The organism is Shewanella oneidensis MR-1, assembly GCF_000146165.2.
In the GTDB taxonomy this organism is placed as follows: Bacteria; Pseudomonadota; Gammaproteobacteria; order Enterobacterales; family Shewanellaceae; genus Shewanella; species Shewanella oneidensis.
In genome coordinates this window covers 1,783,207-1,803,012 of the sequence record NC_004347.2, presented here as the reverse complement: position 1 = coordinate 1,803,012, position 19,806 = coordinate 1,783,207, and the positions used below count along the sequence as shown (strand labels likewise).

The window sequence follows — 19,806 nt, the reverse complement described above, 5'->3', positions numbered from 1 at the left end:
CAAAATCACACCTGTTCAAAATCGACTTTTACTATTAAAAATCAATAAATTAAATAAAAATTAAGATTAAATTATTATTTAATTCACTTTTGTTTTTTGACCTCCTTTATACCGATACCTAAATTACGCCGCAGTTGTAACGATTGTCGTTACTTAATTGAAGTTAAGGCTAGCTTAGCCATTATTGTTAAGGGTGCTTTATGTTGCGTTGTGTATTACTCGTTGCTGCGTTAAGTTCAGTGTTGATGGGATGTGGTGGTTCAAGCACAGACAACAGTACAAAACCCAAGCCCGATGAGAATGGCGGCACTAAAGCCAAAAATAGATATGCTGAAGGGATCTATTTGCTCAGCTTGGCACAAGACGAAGGCGATTTTATTCGTGGTAACGACGGTTATAGTCAATATGTAGGTGTTGGCTTTGCACTCGACCTTTATCCTTCTCAGCAAGAGTTGCAAGCCAGTGTAAAACAAGTCGGAAAAACTACAGCAGACTGGTATAACATCAATGCAAAGGCAAACCAATTAAGCGCATTTGACAATAATATCAAAGTTAACTTTTGCAACCGCGATGGACTAGGTAAGTGTACTATCGAGCAATCGAGTATTGAGCGTGGCGATACTTGGTTAACTCCGCTATCGAATGCTCATAGAGCACAATTGCAAGCCAATCAATTTGCCGACAATATCGAACCGCTGTTCACCGATAAAGGATTTACGATGCGTGTTAACGATAACCCACAGTTATCGGCACTATTAATCCAAGTCAAAGCAAGACCTTTAACCGCGGCCTTGATGACAAGCTTACTGCCAAGTCAGTGGGAAACGCCCTCTGCTTATGGCAGTCCACTAGACTATGATATGTACAAGTTTACCCGTGATGGTTCAGCTCCCGTGCAATTGACTGCATCAATGACTGATGCGCAAGGTAATCCACAATGTATCGCAGTGGGAGCGGTAAGCGCAAAACAGGGACTTACTATGCATTTTGATTTAAAAATCAATGACTCAGAAAGTGTACCTTGTCAGGAATACCTGCAAAAACAAGGTGCGAGTACAGAGTTAGTACGTGCAATTATTTCTAATCAAACTATCAAGATAGGCTTTATTGAGGATGCCAAAGGCGAGGATATTATGGCCATCAATCACCTTGCTGGTGCACATCCAGTCGGTGGCTCAGGGTTACTGACAAAGCAGTATTAATTGGAGTTTAAAGGTCGCTTCATTGCGACCTTTTTGCTGAGGCTTTAGGAAGATATGGGGCGGCTGTTTCACAATAATTAGCAAACATTGCCCAAGAATGGATGTCAGTGGTAAGCGCTTTGTCTTGGAATAACTCGCCCCATGCACCTAAACATTGACTCGTGAGTTTCTCGCGGGACAACTGCTCAAAAATCGTTTTCGACGGTACGACTAAAGACAAAGAGACCAATGATTTAAGGTAGTAATAACGGAAAAGTTCAGGTTTATCATCTTTAAGGGCAATATTTGACAACACTAAATAAATAAATGCGTTGTCGATTTGATTATTGAAGTGCCCCTTCAACAAGCGTTCACGTGCGCGTTTATGATTTCCAATTCTAAAATCAAGCAGACCAAGCCAAATTTCAGTTTCTTCACTCGGGAAAGGAAACAACTTGTCGATACGATTGAGCCAAGTTTGTATTTGATCAGACTTGAGCTCTGGGGCAAGCAACAGTCGTCTGGCAAGATAATTGGCCTGAAACATACTGGGGTTATCAGCATCTAGCTGTTGCGCTAAAGTTTGATTGATAAAGGCATGAGTTTGCTCTGTATTGGCAGAGGCTATTACTGGCAACTTAAAATAATCAATCAAATCATCAGTGATCTTTTGTATATCTTGGTCGAGTGAGCCAGTAGAGAGAATATACTCACCACGATACGTTTGCTTTTCGCTGCTGTGATACACCAGTTCTACCCGTGCAGTAAGCTGATCGGATGTAGGAACTTTGTCGAGTCGTAAATTAAGTTTGTAATCCGAAAATAAGGTGTTGCCATCGCCAGGCCAATATTCATTGTCATTGAGCGGGCTTAAAAAATAGGTTGGATCATCCTGATTGAGCACATTGATATAGGGGTAAGCGACGAGTTGCGAAAGTAGCGCGGTTTTGATCGCTGTAACATAAGGACTAGCAGCACTATTGGTGACATGAATTCGGTTTAGCACCAATTCAACCACAGCAATCGTGATATGAGCATCCTGTCGTGTTGTTGCGGTAAGCGGATTAACAGGCGCAATTATGGGTGATTTTTGCGACTGTTGGTAGATAAAAAAGCCCGCAATCAGCAGCAGACTCATATAAACCAAATGGATTATTCTCTTTGATTGAACAGGTTTCGATGGTGCAATCAGATCAGCAGCGGTGTCGATTAAAGTAACTCGCGTCGCATTGAGGTAGTAACCCTTTTTGGGATAAGTCACTAATAATTTTGTCGCATCAAGTTCTGGCGAGCTCTCTTTAAAAATGGCACGTAGCGTACTAATTCGATTAGTCAGGACATTTTTAGAAATATAATTGCTCTGCCAAACCCGACTGATAATGTCTTCTGCCGCAATCGGGGTACCTGTTTGCTGTAAAAAGACTTCAAGCAGTTCTATGCTTCGAGGTTCTAATTCAATTTCTTGAGCATTTTTGCTCAATTGGCGAGTGGCTGGATCATATACAAGTTCATCGATTGCGATGGTACATTGACGGGCTTTTGCTTGGGCTAACATATCAGCCATAAATCAGGTACCTATCGTATTTTGGCGTTGATGGATGCGAGGTGATAAAAATTGTCGAAGCACATGCTCCTCAAGGTGCAACGCCTACATCAAGTATGTCTTCTCAGGATGCGATACATTGATGCCATTCTCCAATCGATTTGTTTACTAAGCGAGATTTAATATCAAACATAAAAACCTATTATATCAATAAAATACAAAACCATCTCGAAGTAACCACGAAGAAAACGCGGTATTTTCACCATGAAGAGTGTAGTAGTCAACTAAATTTAATAAAGCTGCGGGGCTATTTTGTATAGCTTAGGTAGATTGAAATGCCCTCGCAATATCCAACCAACCTATGTTGGGTATATTTAAGCGATGATTGTTAACCTTGTTGGGCATGAACAGAACCATCGGAGAATCTGAGTAATTGGACATCACAGCCGACAAGTATGGATATAAAACATTGATTTAATAGAACTTAAGTTTAATAACTATAAACATCTAGCAGCCAGCATATCAGCAACATCTTCATCATGGTCGATACTAAAGGCCATAAAACCATCAGTTTTAGGAATCGCTTGATAAACTTCAGTTTGGGTAAACTGCACTAGACATTCGGTAAACACTGCGCGTATTTGCCGTGCTATCTCCTCCCACTCACTAAAGTCATCCTCGGGTAAGCTCTGTTGAATCACCTGCAACTCATCCTCAGAAAGCAGGTAACATGTACTAAAGCATTGATACTCCCAATCGCCAGTATTAAATTTAAGCTCTTGAATAGCCTCAGGGCTTTGGTATGACGCAGCGAATTCCCCAGACTGGTAATAGGCTAATCTCTGCTGAAAATCTACCTCGGTATTGAAACAAAGATTTAATTCTGCGTATTCAGCATGGGTGTCAAAAGCAAAGGCATAAAAGGTTTTATCAGGATGAGCGAATAAAAATTGCTCAACCTCAACCGTTGTAAACCGCAATATCTCGGCTTTGATTCGAGCCATAAGTGCGTAATCTAAAGTCATAAAGTGTTCCATTTACACAATATTTTTGAGTATGAGTGCATCATTCCAATCAACCGACATTACCCAACTCAATAATTTTAATTATTTTTTACTGATTCCAAACATTCGGATAAAGCTGAATTAAAGGATTTGTATGCTCCATTTCTCATTACCATAGCGGCGGTTTTTATAGCTATCGATACGCCATTCATCGGCTTTTTTAAGGGCAATAAACAAATACTCATCTTCGAAGTAAGTGTTGGTTTTAATATAGATTTCGGCTCTGCTTTTATTTTTTAAAGTGACTAGCACCTCAAGAGGATAGTCGCCACCATTAAACTTTGAGGGAAAGCCGAAGGAATGACGTACTTTTCCGCCGTAAACACGGGGCTTATCGGTACAAAACTCATCAAATAAGGGAGAGATTTGCTCACTCAGCAAAGCAAACCAATCGGTTCGCTTTGCATAATGGAATTCAGCCGTAGGCAATTCCCGCCGTAGCTTATCTTATTCGGCAGTGCTTTCGGTATAGAGGGTATTTTCGATACTGTTCCACCGCGTACAAAAAGATAACACCCTCTCTGTTAAATATGCTTTTAATTCAATCTCATCCATTTAAATCATTGACTCCTTTCTCTATAAGTTTGTCGGCCAAAGTGGGCGAGAGTTTATACCACATCGGGACGGACGAATGACTTTTACCGCGATTAAACGACTTACGAAAACCCGACCTTTACGATCAACCCGTTTGCTCAATGGCAAACTCACAACTAAAACATAACACCATGATTTTATGAGCTATAAATTTAATCCCCATACTTCAAAGGCGTCGCGACTCAGTTGCTCTCTAAAATCCGGATGGGCGATATTAATCAAGGCCTGCGCCCTTTCACGTAGGGATCGCCCCTTCAGATTAGCTGCGCCATATTCAGTCACTATGTAATGCACATGGGCACGTGTAGTTACAACGCCAGCCCCAGGAGATAACACGCTAGCGATACGAGAAATACGCCCCCCCGCCGCAGTACTTGGCAGCGCAATCACAGAGCGGCCGCCTTCAGATAAGCCCGCGCCACGGATAAAGTCCATCTGGCCACCCACGCCCGAATAAATCTTAGTGCCAATGGAATCGGCACACACTTGCCCGGTGAGATCGACCTGCAACGCCGAGTTAATCGCCATTACATTGGGGTTTTTACGGATAATAGACGTGTCGTTGACTTGCTCGATATCCATAAAGATAACCGCTGGATTATCATCCACATAGTCGTATAACTTCTGGCTACCTAGGGCGAAACCGGTAACCAGTTTTCCGGGATAAAAGCGTTTTTTAGTGTTGTTAATCACGCCCTTTTCAACCAATTGCAAAATCCCGTCGGAAAATAACTCAGTGTGAACACCTAAGTCCTTGTGGCCAGTCAAACAGGACAACACCGCATCGGGAATGGCGCCAATGCCCATTTGCAAACAGTCTCCATCGCGGACTAATTCGGCCACATGCTGACCTATGGCCAAACTCACGGCATCGCCTGTGGCAAAGGAATGGATAGGCAAACTGGCGCTTTGCTCATACACTGCGGCAAAACGATCGATATGGATAAAGCCATCGCCATGGGTGCGCGGCATTTGCGGATTGATATGGGCAATAATCTTACCCGCCACTTGGCAAGCGGCTAAGGTCGCCTCAACCGAAATGCCTAAGGAACACATGCCGTGTTTATCAGGTGGCGATACTTGAATAATCGCGGTATCAATTTTTTGCTCGCCGCTACGAAACAGTTTGGGCACTTCCGAGAGGAAAATCGGCACATAATCGGCATCACCACTTTGCAATAACGGCCTTGTAGGCACACCACCGAAAAAACAACGGTGGCGTAAATGTCCCAATAAACTTGGATGACTTAAGGACTCAGCACCTTCAGTATGTAACTGTAATAACGTAATATTATCGAGAGTGAGCGCATGTTTTGCCAGCGCATCCAATAACACTTTTGGGGTTGCCCCCATGGAATGGGTCCAGAGTGTTTCACCACTTCGGATTAACGAAACCGCTTCGAGGGCACTTTGACACACAATCGCAGGCATACAGAATTCCTTCACTAAGCTAATCCCCATTCCTTTTACGTGGGATGCAGCGTTAATGCACGCCGCACTGCTCAGTCCTAATAGGCCTTCACATGCACTGAGCTGATAACCTCACGTATCGATTTACACCTATCGCTCTACACGTTTCGAGCTAAGGGATACGCTAAGTCGTCACATAAAAGGAACATTTTGTTAGCAGCAGTGTAAGCGAGTTCTAAAGTAACTAATATCCATTTCAACTACTTAGTCCAAATCTTTACCAATACTTTGCGTTAAGTCAAAACTCGCGCCCAAAGCGAGAGCCCGCACCTTAATCCAAACGTTTGGAGAATCGCAGGCTTGCCACCAGCAACCCCAAGCAGGTAAAGCCTATCATCCACAGCGCATCAAATTGCAAATCGCTCACCTCGGCATCCCTAAGCACAATCGCGCGGGACATGCGCATAAAGTGCGTAGCAGGCAAGGCTTCGGCAATCCACTGCGCTGCCACGGGCATGGCCTCATAGGGGAACATAAATCCCGATAACAGAATCGAGGGCAAGAGGATAAATACCGTCATTTGCATCGATTGCAGCTGGGTTTTGGCTATGGTCGAGATCACCAAACCTAAGGTTAAACTGGCACAAATAAACAACATCGCAGCAAAGGCGATGGAGTCGATCCCGCCTCGGATAGGCACATCAAATAATAGATGTCCCGCGGATAAAATGATCGTCACCTGTACAAAACCCACTAATACATAAGGCGTTATCTTACCCAGCATCAACTCCAGCGGCCGTACGGGTGTGGTGATTAAAAATTCCATATTACCCTGTTCACGCTCGCGCACTATCGCGGCCGAAGTAAACATCACCATGGTCATAGTCAAAATTACCCCCAATAAGCCAGGGACAATATTCACCACCGAGCGCTGCTCGGGGTTAAAATACTGCACCACCTCAAAACTGGGTGGATTCGATTTGAGCGTCCTGCCGGTAATTTCATCCAGCGGCATTTGCCTTAAACTGCGAATGGTCGATGCCACCACGGTATCCGAGCCATCCACCAACCATTGACCGACAGGCTCGGCAAAATAGGCCTGCCCCGCAAACGCTGGATGGCGCACTAAACGCTCATCCAGATCGGCCCCTAAATACAACACGGCTTTCACTTCGCCCCGCGTAATGGCCGCCTCCGCCTGTGCAGCACTCGAATAACTGCGTTTAAAATCGACCACTTGCGTCGCCTCAACCGCCTTGACTAAGGCACGACTGTAGGATGAATCACTTAAATTCACTAAGCCTGCCGGCAAATGACGCGCATCGGTATTAATCGCATAACCAAACAACATCAGCTGTACCAGAGGGATCATGACGATCATGCCGAAGGTCATACGATCCCGCGATAACTGCCTCAGTTCTTTGACCACAACCGCCCAAATTCTACGTAGCATGTTTGGCCTCCCCTTGCACAACATGGCCAAGGATTGCAGGTGATAACTGCGCACGCCCGCCCGTGCAGGTCACAAACACATCCTCAAGACTGGGACGAACTTCTGTCAACGCCCGCCCCGCCACCTGCGGGCTTAACCACGCCAGCGGATCGCAAATACTGCTTTGCACTAATACCCGTAAACGGCTACCTATTTGCGCCGCCGATAATACGTTGGGGTCGCTTAGCAGCGATTGTTTTAGTGTGCGTAAATCGTCGCCTGAGACTTCAACCACCCTAGCGCCCATGGCCGCCATCAATTGCTGCGGCGAGCCGTCGGCACGTTTTATCCCCTTCTCTAAAATCGCAAGACCATGGCAACGCTCGGCTTCATCCATATAGTGGGTCGAGACTAAAATCGTGGTGCCTTGAGCGCAGAGATCGAACAGTCGCTCCCAAAATTCGCGGCGATTTTCAGGGTCCACCGCCGAGGTCGGCTCATCGAGGAATAACAGTTCGGGGTGATGTAAAGTTGCGGCAGCTAAGGCCAAACGCTGTTTCTGCCCACCACTCATGGAGCCCGCCATTTGCTTCTCACGCCCAGTCAGATCGTATAAATGGAGCAACTCGGCTAAACGCGCTTTGGCTTCACGGCGATTAAGCCCATAAATTTGCGCGACAAATTCAAGGTTTTCCCGCACCGATAAATTGTCATACAGGGAGAATTTTTGCGTCATATAACCAATACGGCGGCGCAGTTTTTCCTCGGCGCCGGGCAAGGTTTCCCCCAATACCCGAATATCCCCCGAGGTGGGACTGAGTAGCCCTGTAAGCATTCGGATGGAGGTTGATTTCCCGCAGCCATTAGGGCCTAAAAATCCATAAATGGTGCCCTTAGGAATGGCTAAATCGAGATTTTCCACCGCATTTACGCCACCAAAGGCGCGGGTCATTCCATGGGTTTTGATGGCAAACGCGGCATTCATGGCAATCGCACCTCTAGAGGCATTCCCGTTGCTAAACTCTGTCCTTCTTCGGCGATATCAATATCGGTTAGATACATCAGCCTAGCCCTATCGCGCTCATTTAACGCATAAAAAGGAGTATAAGCGGGCTGGCTGCGGATATTACGCACTGTGCCTGCAATCGGTGCTGCGCGACCATCAACTAAAATGTCCACATGACTGCCCGCCTTGACCCTATCAAGCCAAGTTGCGGGTAGGTACAGCCGCACAAAGGGGCGCTCGATTGCCAATAAACCAATCAATTGGCTACCGGCTGCCACTCTATCCCCCACCCGCCAAGGCAAGGTATCCACCACTGCGTGTTTCGCCGCCACTAGGCTTAAATCCTTTAACGCCTTTTGCTCCAGCGCCACGGCTGCGATTGCCACATCCACGGCCGATCTAGCCTGCTCGATCTGCTCACTGCGGGTGCCGTTTTGCAGTAATCTTAAGCTTTGCTCGGCTTCGGCCTGCTTAGCAAGGCTGGTATCCTTTGCTGCGCGCGCGGCATCTAAATCCGCTTGACTGAGCACCTTAGTCTTAAATAACCGTTGCGTACGCTCAAAACTCTGCTTAGCCTCTTTCACGCTGGCATTGGCGCCATTGAGCACGGCGCGGGCTTTATCTATGTCTTCAAAACGCGCACCTGTCACAGCCTCATCGAATTTGGCCTGTGCTTGTTTTAGCTCGGCTTGGCGCTGTGCAAGCCGAGCATTAACGGCCGTACTATCGAGTTCAAGCAAGACCTCGCCCGCCTTTACCTGTTGCCCTTCGACCACATTGATCTTATGAATTAACTCCCCCACGGGCGCAGTGAGCGTTAACCTATCGCGCTCAACCGTGCCCAGCACTCGGGGCGACTCATCGCCACAGCCCGCCAGCTGAAGCAATGCAGCCGCAAACATCATCACCATCGCGATGTTTACGCCATGTTCCTTGTGCAAAAGCGCGCTTTTGCCAATCGCTAACCCCTTGGATAAACTCATGACTCACTCCTTGGCGATCGCAATACGCCCTCGGTAAAACCTGCATATTGTGCAGCGCTAAACGTTATAAATCAGACCCTTGGGTGGTTGAAAGGCCAAACTGGCGCATCAACACAGGCGCGAGGGTTTCCCGCACCATTTGCTCAAATAATCCCGCCTTAGATCCAAAATAATAGCGGATAGGCGCGGCATCCACTTCGGCCTCACGAGCGATTTCTCGTGTAGAAACAGTTGGATAACTTCGTTCACTGAAAAGAATTACTGCGGCAGTGATCAGCCGTTGCCGCGCATCAGAGTTCCCTTTGGGGCGACCCGCAGCCTGTAAGTGTTCAAGTTGAGCAGCAAAGGGGATTACGCCTCTAGGGCGAGTCGGAGTGAGCGGCATAACAAGCTCCAGCAGAATTCATCTACTGATGAATATACTGAAAAGCTGTTTGAAAAGGCAGCAGTTAAATTCCTCATTTTGATTCAAATTGAGGAATTTAACCTAAATACTTAAACCCGAGGTTTAAAGCTTAAGTTCATCGCTTTAGTTTATTGCTTAAGCGCGTCATGCCCCTTTAACGATAGCGCTTAAGCGTTCGATAAATTGCTGCGCCGCATCAATGGAATCAAAACTAAACGCCAATCCATAGTGGGTTTCGGTCAGGCTTTTATGTAAGCGTTTGGGAAATCGCGTCATTTCGGCACTGTGGTAATAGTCATACTTAGCATGCACGCCAGCTAAGGAGGTAAATTCACCCGAAAATATCTCAAACGCGGGGCGAATAATCAGTTGCGGCGTTTTGCCATCCATATGCAGATAAAAGGCTTCCTTCGTGCCTGGCAACATATATTCGGTAATGCTCTTAACTGAAAAATTGCTACGGCAATTTAGATCGGTTAAACAGCGGCTCATTTCCTGTTGTGTGATGGCCAAAGGCACCTCCAATAAATGTGAAAACTCTATATCCAAACAATCACGGCTTAAACGTCAAAGTAAAAAAATCTTGAGCCATTTCTGCTAATTCAAACAGCTAAATATGCCATACGTTTTATTAGCAGTTACTGATCAATCAATTAGCTGTCATTTAGACCATATTAAAACAAAGTCAAAAAATTGTCGCTATGTCATTAAATTGTATGATGATTTTTTTACTTGCCAGCCGAAAATGTTGCGGCTAGGTTAATAACCCAGAGTAAGAGTCTACCCTGCCAACCATAGCAAGGTCACTTAAGTTATAAACTTTTACTCCCAGTGGTTTTACTGCTCAGCCCCCCTTAAAACCAGCATAAGATTGCCTTGCTCCAGAGTGCAACTTAACGTCAATCGGCACAGACACCAGATTTATGTTAATGATTACCACACACCGCAAGGCCGCGCTCAATCACTAAGAGATGAGAAACGCCCATGAAGATAAAAACCACCTTAATGCTCTTGGGTCTGTTAGCTGTCAGCCCCGTTGTATTTGCGGCAACAGGTATTGCCTTTGTCCACGGAACAGGAAAACAAACCAATGCCTTAGCCGACTATTGGACATCGGAGTTTGTAAATTCGGTGCGCCAAGGGATACCCGTCCCCAATAATTACACCGTTATTAACTGCGACTTCGACCAATATATGTGGGAAGAAGCAGCCGCGGGCTGCCTCGCCACTCAGCTCAATAGCTTCATCCAAGCGAAAAATATTGATGACTTAATCCTGCTAACCCATTCCAATGGCGGTAATGTGGTACGGTGGATTTTATCCAATCCCACATGGGATAGCCGTTACCCTGCGGTGATCAATGCCACTTCAAAGGTTATTGCTCTTGCGCCCTCAAGTGGCGGCACGCCGCTGGCCGATGCGGTTAATCAAGGCAATGTATTCGAAACCACCCTAGGTTGGCTCTTAGGTTATGGCAGCAATGCGGTCAAACAGCAGCAAGTCGGCTGGATGGCACACTACAACAACACATGGCTCTTTGGCACCGCAGGTCGGCCACGTTTAGGTAAACCCTTTGAAGTGGTTGTTGGCTCGGACGTGGATTCCGCCATTTGGGACAGTGACAGTTACTGTGCGGGATATCAGTATCAGGTCGCCCTCGAAACCACCCAAAACTGGCTCGATAGCTGCTCCGACGGCTTCTTAAATTGCAGCTCCCAAAAAGCCGCAGGCACAGTTTGGTTTACCGATAAACAAAAAACTCGGGGCCAAGAGCCGCTTAGCCATCAGCAAAGTCGCCGTGCTTGCTTTAATTTAGACACGCTGATCCGCAATCATATTTAAGGAGTCTACCATGCAACCTTTTACACTCCGCACCCTAAGCAAACTGGTCAGCCTCATTATCTTAGGTGGCTTGCTCACGGCTTGTCAGGATGAAACGCAAACGCCTGAGCCGCAAAAAGAAACCAGCCCTCTGTATGCCAAGGGCGTAACCTTGGCCGTGCCCAGTGATAGCGATATTGTCGATACCAATATCGCCTCACCCACCCTCGCGCCAATTAATACCAATACCGATTACATCAGCTTTATCACGCCACTTTATGGTGAATATCAAGCCAGCAAACCCGCGCTCGAGCAGTCAAGCCAAAGTGATGAGTATTGGCTCAATGTCACCGGCGCTGAGCTTAATGCCGGCGTACAGCTCAACTTAAGCCAAGCCGGCAGTTTAGTGCGGATTGCGCCCCGTGGCGATGTTAGCAGCGGTGCCTTAATGCATGCCGAGGCGATCGCCCCCGAGCGAGTGCAAATTCAGCGGATAGGCCAAACGCCGCAGGGTAAAAACACCAGCAGCCCACAAGCGACTGAATCTTTAGTTAAATCACTGGTGAGTGCCGACGCCTTAGCCAGCGCAGGGCTAGCCGATGATTCCAGTGCGCTACAAATGTCAGACAAGGCAACGGCCGGAGCCTATCGCCTGCAAGTCAGCCAGCCCTTAATCCCCAAGGCCAACTATCTGGTCAATGTGAAGGAAAAAGGCTCGCCCTATCAACTGAGCATTAAGGCGCCAACGGCTATCGCTGCCGATGCCCAAACGGTTGGGGTTAAACTCACCTTAAGCCAAAGCAATAACTCGTTTGAACCTAAGGCAACACTCAAACAGGCCGATGGCACAGAGCAAGCACTGGCCATGGTGAAACAAGGGGATGAATGGCAGGCTTTAGTGCCCGCAGACTTACCCCTTGCCAGCAGCAATGCCGGGCTGAGTGAAATCGAAGTCACAGTGCAAACCCAAGTCGATGGCCGCCCTGTGCAGCGCACAGTGAAAACTGCATTTAAGTCCTATGTGAATTCTGCCAGCATCAAGCCCGACGTGCTGACCATCTGGGACAAAGGCGTGCCGAATCAAGTCAACTTTGAGCTAACTGTCGCCGAAGCGGGACGCTTTGGCCTTAGTGGCGTGCTAACGGGCACCAACGCTAAGGGCCAAAAAGTGGCGATTATGCGCACCCAAGCGGCGACTTGGTTAACGCCCGAATCCCCTAAACTTAAGCTGATGTTTGACCCCAAACTTATCCAAGCCTCAGGCCTGCAACCGCCCTTTGAGCTCAACGAGCTAGAGCTGCAAGACCAAGGGCAAATGGCGCGGTTAAGTTTTCAGGCCAATGCACTGGTGCTCACTCGCTAACTCAATTTACCCCATTTCTCCCTTCCCAACCGCTTTGAGTGCTCACCTTGGGCACTCTTTTTTACCCGTAATCTGGGTTTATGCTGCTAAGCCAACTGTATGCCCTAGTGAAAGTACAATTATCGCGCAATCCCCCAACCCTGTGACAAAACATGGGTGTCACTACAAAATTTATTCACAATCTATAGATAAAATTTACATTGATTATAAAAGCTTACTGCTTTTAAATAACAAATAGTCTAGGCATAATGCCAATGTTTTGAGGCGAAACGCCATCGCATAAGCTGCAAATGGAATATAAAAATAACAATGACTCTCGGCACCGCGCTTCCCCAGCCGTAGTCGATGCTCAAGCAATGGAAATCCTATGAGTGACAGCACATTTTTTTTGGGTGAATGGCAAGTCAATCCCAGCGCCAACAGCCTACTCCTTGGTAAACAAGTTAAACAACTTGAACCTAAGGCGATGGATGTATTGTTATTTCTCTGCCAAAACGCCGGTGAAGTGGTCAGCAGCGACGAAATTGTCAGCCATTGCTGGCCGGGGGTAGATACCGGTGATAACCCGCTGCACAAAATTATCAACCAGTTACGTCGCGCCTTAGGCGATAGCGCCACCGAATCCCGTTACATTGAAACCATTCGCAAGCGCGGTTATCGCACCTTAGCCGAGGTGCGCTTTCCCGTCGGCCACGAGGCCAGCGCCACGCCACAAACCTGGCAAGGTGGCTCGCCTTTTCCGGGCCTGCAAGCCTACAGTGCCAACTATGCCGAGGTGTTCTTCGGCCGCAGCGAGCAAATTAGCACCCTGCTGAATCGCATTAGCCAACAAATCCAATTTGGCCGCGCTTTCTGCTTAATTTTAGGCCCCAGTGGTAGCGGTAAATCCTCCTTAATTAATGCCGGCGTATTGCCTAACCTAATGGCTGCCAATGGCTTTAATGGTGTTGGGGTTGTGGCCTATAGCAGCCTCGATTTTGCCGATGTCAGCAAGGGACAGCTGCTCACCGATCTGGCCAGCGCCATGCTCGACTGGGAGATAAACGACACCCCGGTATTTGAGGGAATGAGCGCCGATACGCTTGCCACCAAGCTTGAGCAAGATCCGCAGAGCATTGTCGACATATGTAAACAAAGTCTTAAAAATCAGACCTATGCTACGCCACGCTTTGCCTTGTTTATCGACCGATTAGAGGTCTTATTATCATCGCCGCTGTTTAGCGATGCCGAGCGCAGCACCTTTATCGAGCTGTTAGAGCGCCTTGCCACTTCCCATGTGGTACTGATTTTAAGTGCCTGTCGTAACGATTTTTATCCGCTGCTGGTCAATTACCCCAGCCTGATGGCGGGCAAAGCGCGCGGCGCCCATTTCGACTTAGCGCCGCCCACTCGCACTGAGCTGTTGCAAATGATCCGCCTGCCGGCAATTGCCGCCAATTTAACTTGGGAAATCGATAGCGACACTGCCATGCCGCTCGATGAAATGCTCTGTAGCGATGCCGCCAGTAACCCAGATGCGTTGCCTATGTTGCAATACACCTTGCAGGCGCTGTATTTACAACGCAGCGACGATGACAAACTATTAGTCTCCGTGTATCGCACCTTGGGCGGTATCGAAGGCGCTATCGGTAAAAATGCCGAGCAGGCGATTTGCCATTTAACCGATGCCGAAAAAGCCAGTCTGCCGCGGATTTTGTCCCTGTTAGTCACCCTGCGTGAGGATGAAAAATCCATCACCAGCCGTACCGCCCGCTGGTCGCAGTTGCAAAACTCAGCCGAAACCGCCCTAGTACAAGCCATGGTCGACAGCCGCTTATTTGTGTCCCATCTGCAAAATGGTGAGCCCTGTTTTAGCATCGCCCACGAAGCTCTGCTGCGCCGCTGGCCAAGGGCGACGGCGTGGATCAGCGAACATAAGGACAGCCTCAGTATTAAGAGCCGCCTCCAGCATTTATCCCAGCGCTGGTTAAGCGAAGCCAAACATAGCGCTTATTTACTCGCTGAGGGTAAACCCTTAAAAGAAGCCCAAAGCCTCAGGCAAAACCCCTTATTTGACTTAGACGAGCGGGAAACCGACTTTATTGCCGCCTCCAGCAAACACGCCACAATCCTATGCTGGACGAGGCGCATCACAGTCGCCCTGCTGTGCGTACTCACCTTAACCTCGGTCATTATGAGCGTTCGCAGTATCGAAGCCGAGAAGCTGGCCCAGCAAAAACGCCTCGCCGCCGAAGATCTGCTCGGGTTTATGGTGGGTGACTTCGCCGATAAGATGCGCGGCATCGGCCGGATGGACTTACTCGACGGGATCAGTAATAAGGCCTTGGAATATTTCACGGATTTCTCCAGCCAAGACGATGAAAAGTACTTAAGCTTCGATGCCCGCTTCCAGCATGGACAAACCCTAGAGGCCATGGGCGAAGTCGCCTATTCACGCAATAAAATCGATGAAGCCCGCAGCGCCCTACTCGCCGCACAGGAAAAAATGCTGCCGCTGCTTAAGTTGCAGCCAGACAACTTAGCCCTGCTAAAAACCTTAGGCGCCAATGCCTTTTGGTTGGGTCAGCTTAAATATGATGTGAGTGATTGGGCGGCATCGCGGCCGTTCTTCGAGCAATACTTAGCCTATAGCCAAACCATGTATGCCCTAGCGCCCGAGGATAAAGATGCGCTGATGGAGCTGTCCTATGCCCATAACACCTTGGGCTCAGTGTCGATGAAACAACAGGACTTTGCTAAAGCGCAGCAAGATTTTGAGGAGTCATTAAGGCTTAAATTGCTCGCCTTGGCAAAAGCACCAGAGGATAGTCAATTAATTGCAGATGTGGCCGATACACGCTCTTGGTTAGCCAGTGCTGCGGTTTCACAAGGTGATGTAATTTCGGCAATACGAATCCACACTCAGCTCCAACAAGAATTAAGCAAAAATAATAAGCAGCCATATATTTTAGATAGACTATCAGCTAGTCATCAAATTCTTGCAGAGTTATATGACTATCAAGCCCAACCCGAACAGGCTCTAAAACAAGCCAGACTTGGTTTAGAAGCTATTTCAACAGCACTAGAGAAAGATCCTAATAATGATATTTGGGAAAACCAAAAGTATTACCAATATTTCAAAGTCTTAGTTTTTTCTCATTCTGTAGGTGATGAAATTGAAAGATTAAAATCATTAATTGACTCAGATATTGCATTAAACTCTTCATCAAAGAAAGATGATGTTTATGCCAGCTTCTTTCTGGCAGCAGCAAAAAAACTCCAACAACAAGGGAGATTTTCTGAGAGTATAGAATTTGTCATGCAAGCAAAAAATGAATTCTTCAAACTATCTAAAAAATACCACCAAAACACTAATTACATATCTAAATTATCAGAAAGCATTTTATTAGAGGCGAAAACTGCTAAAGACAAAAATATCAAACATAAACTATGCCTCGATTCAAAAAAACTACTTTCACCAATAATTGAAAAAGATAAATCACCAAACTTTACTGTTCCCTACATTAAGTCTATTGACTGCTTAGGTGAAGTCATTAATGATGAGTCTTTAAATAAGTTATTAATTGAATCTCAAATACAAAACACTAGATTTTAACCCCAAAAAAAGGAAGTTCATATGTTTGCACCACAAGGCTTAGCTCAATTTATAAAAGTCAATGTAACCCTAGAAAATGGTGAGCCCGTATTTATTTATACCGATGCCAATGGTCAAGTGTGCCAAGGTGATATCACCGTCACTCAAGCTGGCACAATAACTTACTTACTCAATGATCAAACCCTTAAAGGTTTAAAATTTGTCGGTGTAGGCTTTGTGACCCCATTTGATGGCATTATCGATGCGGTTACCATTAGTAGCGATGGCATGTTAGTACAACTAGTCGATTTAGATAAAACACCAGGAACCACAAAGTTCCAATTTGTATTAAGTAATACAGCTAATACATTACTCGTTTTAAGTCCAGATCCTCAAATTATCAATCGCCCACAAAACTAATCACAGTTAAAGGGGACTGCTATTCAGTCCCCTTTTCCCTCTCCACACTCCCTTCCCCCCTATCCAACACTCCATAAAGCAAGTTACTAGGCCTGTTTTACCTATTCCTCTTCACAAAATTTGAGCGTTATTTCGCCTAGGCGTCACACAAATCACACCGAACAGGCGTGAAGATTGCCCCAAATCGCTCGGAAGCTAACTTTTTATTCATTTATAAACAATAAGTTAAGCCAGAAGGTAAGCAGAAGGTATCTTTTCTTCCGCCAGAATAAAGTCATCCTCAGAAAAGCGCCTAGCGCAGATGATAAAAGTTCACGGAGAAAGATAACAATGACAAACTCACCGAAACTGGCTCGCCAACAACCCGCCTTATCCATTGTCGATGATACAATAAGTGGGGACAGCCATATCTTTCTGTACTTTGTCCCCTCTTATACTAGCCTTACATTATCTTGATTGCGTCAGTTTGGAGCGGATAATGACCTCGGCCAGAAGAATGCTTATCGATGCCAATACAACGCCCTTCTATCATGTGATAAATCGCTGTGTCAGAAAAAGTGGGGACAGCCATATCTTTTTGTGCTTTGTCCCCTCTTCTACTAGTCTTTAAATTATCTTCACCTTGTCTGTTTGGAGCGAGTTATGACCTCGGCCAGAAGAATGCTTATCGATGCTAATACAACCCCCTTCTATCATGTGATTAATCGCTGTGTCAGAAGGGCTTTTTTGTGTGGTGAAGATAAACTCACTGGGCGCAGTTATGAGCATCGACGTGGCTGGATTGTCGATAAAATCAAAGCCTTGTCTGCGATATTTTGTATTGATATTTGCGCTTATGCGGTGATGAGCAATCACTATCATTTAGTGCTTAAAATTGACGTCGAGAAGGCTAAATCGTTAACGCAAAAAGATATTATCAGTCGCTGGTGCCAAATCACTAAAGGCCATGCCATTGCCACTAAGTATATGAATGGTGATGCATTAATCGAAGGTGAACGCATGTTGCTCGATGCCTTAATTGCCGAATGGCATGAGCGTTTATCCAGCATATCTTGGTTTATGCGCTGCCTAAATGAAGAGATTGCCCGTAAAGCAAACCGAGAAGATGAGTGCAAAGGCGCCTTCTGGGAAGGTCGTTTTAAATCCCAAGCACTGTTAGATGAGCAAGCATTACTAGCGTGTATGATGTATGTCGATTTAAATCCTATTCGAGCAGGGATTGCCGATTCTTTGCAATCCTCTGATTTTACATCGATTCAAGAACGTATGAATTCACTTAACACTCACAGTATTGCGCCCAAGTTAGCCAAAATCACCGTAGATAACACACTGTCAATACCACACAAATCCCTTGCAAAATTTGAGGGTGCAACGCATATCCATCAGCAAACAGGCATCCCCTTTCATTTTGCCGATTATCTTGAGCTTATCGATTGGACTGGCCGCGCCATCCGCCATGATAAAAAAGGCTTTATCGATAACCTACGACCTAAGTTGCTTAATGAGTTAGGGATTGCATCCGATGCCTGGTTACTTTCAGCCAAGGAGTTTCGTCGCCAGTACAGTGGTGTAAGCGGTCGATGGGATGCAATGTGTGCATTTAAACACAAGCAAGGTGGCAAATGGTGCCGAGGAAAATCCCATAGCCAAGCACTACATCCCGAGCAAATTAATGGACTTACACTGCGTTAAATTGCCCCAACAACAAATATTCGACTCAGTCTTAATTAAGATTGGGGGCTATTTAGTCCCAATTTTGCGAGATGTAAGCAAGCGCCAAACTAACCATGCTAGCTAATCGCAGACAAAACGACTCAGAAGGAAAAATTTAAAGCATTTAAAATCATAACGTTAAATCAGAAGGTAAGCAGAAGGTATCTTTTCTTCCACCAGAATAAAGTCATCCTCAGAAAAACGCCTAGCGCAGATGATAAAAGTTCACGGAGAAAGATAACAATGACAAACTCACCGAAACTGGCACGCCAACAACCCGCCTTATCCATTGTCGATGATGCTGCATTGCCTACAACTAAACAGCTTAAGGATACTGAGCTACCGCTGAACTTTTTCGAGCATTCTTCCCTCGAGACCATTGAGCTATTTATTCAACATTTAACTGAAGCCATGATTTTAGTGAATGCCAACGGCTTTATCCGTTCGTGCAATCAGCGCAGTGCCGAGCTACTTGATTGCCCACAGGTCAGTTTAAAGGGCCAAGATTGGCGCAATTTTTTGACCGAACATCATCAAGCGCGCTATGACAATCTCCTGAGCCACGATGTGCAACTAGGCACCAACTGTGGTCAACCCGTGCAGCACCCTGCGCAGGAAACCACACTGATCTGCGCCTCTGGTAAGGCCAAAGATGTTGAATTATCCATCTCTTATATTCCTGGCCATGAGCCTATGTTCGTCATGGTCATGCACGATTTAACTCACCATAAAGCCGAAAACCAAAAACTGCGCAAGTTGGCCGCCACGGATTCACTCACACAACTGGCTAACCGTCGCTATTTTGATGAAATGCTGCAACAGCACTGGGAAGAATGCACCGCCAAACTACGCCCCATCAGCGTAGTCATTATCGATGTAGATTATTTTAAGGTGTTTAACGATCAGTTTGGCCATATCCAAGGTGATGAATGCCTTAGAAAAATAGCCAAAGTTATTGCAGGCATAGTGCCAACCGAAATCGGCCTTGCCGCCCGTTATGGCGGCGAAGAGTTTGCACTTATCCTGCCCAATCACAATGCCAAAATGGCGCTCACCATAGCGCAAAAAATCCAGCAAGGGATTAATAATATTCGCTTTACTGACCAAGGCCTCAGGGATTATGTCTCAGTGAGCGCCAGCCAAGGCATAGCCTGTGAAGTCAATGGGCAGTTCCGTACCTCTCTTGCCATGGTATGCGCAGCCGATACTGCTCTCTACCGCGCCAAAGCCGATGGGCGTGACCGGATAAATACCTCGCTATAGGCCTTTTATCGCACAGGACATAATTTAAAAAAA

The 19,806-nt window shown here is 46.4% G+C and carries 15 protein-coding genes and 1 pseudogene; 7 read left to right on the top strand and 9 right to left on the bottom strand.

Going from position 1 to position 19,806, the window contains the following annotated elements:
- The first annotated feature begins 200 nt into the window (after positions 1-200).
- Positions 201-1,202 (top strand): lipoprotein, encoded by a 1,002-nt coding sequence (locus tag SO_RS07890; RefSeq protein ID WP_011071855.1) that lies wholly within the window; start codon positions 201-203, stop codon positions 1,200-1,202.
- A 19-nt stretch (positions 1,203-1,221) separates the two neighbouring features.
- On the opposite strand, the gene SO_RS07885 is transcribed toward SO_RS07890, so the two are convergent.
- The 9 genes and pseudogenes from SO_RS07885 to SO_RS07845 all read right to left on the bottom strand — a co-directional run bounded on the left by SO_RS07885 (position 1,222) and on the right by SO_RS07845 (position 10,111).
- Positions 1,222-2,745: a winged helix-turn-helix domain-containing protein gene (locus SO_RS07885; protein WP_011071854.1), complete on the bottom strand. Its 1,524-nt coding sequence runs from the start codon at positions 2,743-2,745 to the stop codon at positions 1,222-1,224.
- A gap of 476 nt (positions 2,746-3,221) precedes the next feature.
- A complete protein-coding gene (locus tag SO_RS07880; RefSeq protein ID WP_011071853.1) occupies positions 3,222-3,749 on the bottom strand; it encodes a DUF4303 domain-containing protein in 528 nt (175 codons plus the stop codon).
- Positions 3,750-3,869: 120 nt separating this feature from the next.
- Positions 3,870-4,217, bottom strand: a complete 348-nt coding sequence (locus SO_RS07875) for an NTF2 fold immunity protein (protein WP_238560564.1) — start codon at positions 4,215-4,217, stop codon at positions 3,870-3,872.
- A 309-nt stretch (positions 4,218-4,526) separates the two neighbouring features.
- Positions 4,527-5,813: an acetyl-CoA hydrolase/transferase family protein gene (locus SO_RS07870; protein ID WP_011071852.1), complete on the bottom strand. Its 1,287-nt coding sequence runs from the start codon at positions 5,811-5,813 to the stop codon at positions 4,527-4,529.
- A 310-nt stretch (positions 5,814-6,123) separates the two neighbouring features.
- Positions 6,124-7,245: an ABC transporter permease gene (locus SO_RS07865; RefSeq protein WP_011071851.1), complete on the bottom strand. Its 1,122-nt coding sequence runs from the start codon at positions 7,243-7,245 to the stop codon at positions 6,124-6,126.
- Positions 7,235-8,209 carry an ABC transporter ATP-binding protein gene (locus tag SO_RS07860; protein WP_011071850.1) on the bottom strand — a complete coding sequence of 325 codons (975 nt, stop codon included), beginning with the start codon at positions 8,207-8,209 and terminating at the stop codon, positions 7,235-7,237. The genes SO_RS07865 and SO_RS07860 overlap by 11 nt, the downstream gene beginning before the upstream one ends.
- The gene (locus SO_RS07855) at positions 8,206-9,141 is read right to left on the bottom strand and encodes an HlyD family secretion protein (RefSeq protein ID WP_238560588.1); all 936 of its coding nucleotides are present in this window, start codon (positions 9,139-9,141) and stop codon (positions 8,206-8,208) included. Before SO_RS07855 ends, SO_RS07860 begins: the two co-directional genes overlap by 4 nt.
- A 151-nt stretch (positions 9,142-9,292) precedes the next feature.
- Positions 9,293-9,598, bottom strand: a pseudogene (locus SO_RS07850) (helix-turn-helix domain-containing protein); the annotation flags it as partial.
- Positions 9,599-9,763: 165 nt separating this feature from the next.
- Positions 9,764-10,111, bottom strand: coding sequence for a hypothetical protein (locus SO_RS07845; protein ID WP_011071848.1), 348 nt, complete (start codon positions 10,109-10,111; stop codon positions 9,764-9,766).
- Between the two features lie 492 nt (positions 10,112-10,603).
- On the opposite strand from SO_RS07845, the gene SO_RS07840 reads away from it, so the two are divergent.
- The 6 genes from SO_RS07840 to SO_RS07815 all read left to right on the top strand — a co-directional run bounded on the left by SO_RS07840 (position 10,604) and on the right by SO_RS07815 (position 19,773).
- Entirely contained in the window at positions 10,604-11,461 is an 858-nt protein-coding gene (locus SO_RS07840; protein ID WP_011071847.1) for a lipase family protein, read from the top strand.
- A gap of 10 nt (positions 11,462-11,471) precedes the next feature.
- Positions 11,472-12,803 carry a DUF4785 domain-containing protein gene (locus SO_RS07835; protein ID WP_011071846.1) on the top strand — a complete coding sequence of 444 codons (1,332 nt, stop codon included), beginning with the start codon at positions 11,472-11,474 and terminating at the stop codon, positions 12,801-12,803.
- Between the two features lie 367 nt (positions 12,804-13,170).
- A complete protein-coding gene (locus SO_RS07830) occupies positions 13,171-16,398 on the top strand; it encodes an nSTAND1 domain-containing NTPase (RefSeq protein WP_011071845.1) in 3,228 nt (1,075 codons plus the stop codon).
- A 21-nt stretch (positions 16,399-16,419) separates the two neighbouring features.
- Positions 16,420-16,797, top strand: coding sequence for a DP-EP family protein (locus tag SO_RS07825; protein WP_011071844.1), 378 nt, complete (start codon positions 16,420-16,422; stop codon positions 16,795-16,797).
- Between the two features lie 642 nt (positions 16,798-17,439).
- A complete protein-coding gene (locus SO_RS07820) occupies positions 17,440-18,489 on the top strand; it encodes a transposase (protein ID WP_011071843.1) in 1,050 nt (349 codons plus the stop codon).
- Positions 18,490-18,753: 264 nt separating this feature from the next.
- Positions 18,754-19,773, top strand: coding sequence for a sensor domain-containing diguanylate cyclase (locus SO_RS07815; protein ID WP_011071842.1), 1,020 nt, complete (start codon positions 18,754-18,756; stop codon positions 19,771-19,773).
- Positions 19,774-19,806: the final 33 nt, after the last annotated feature.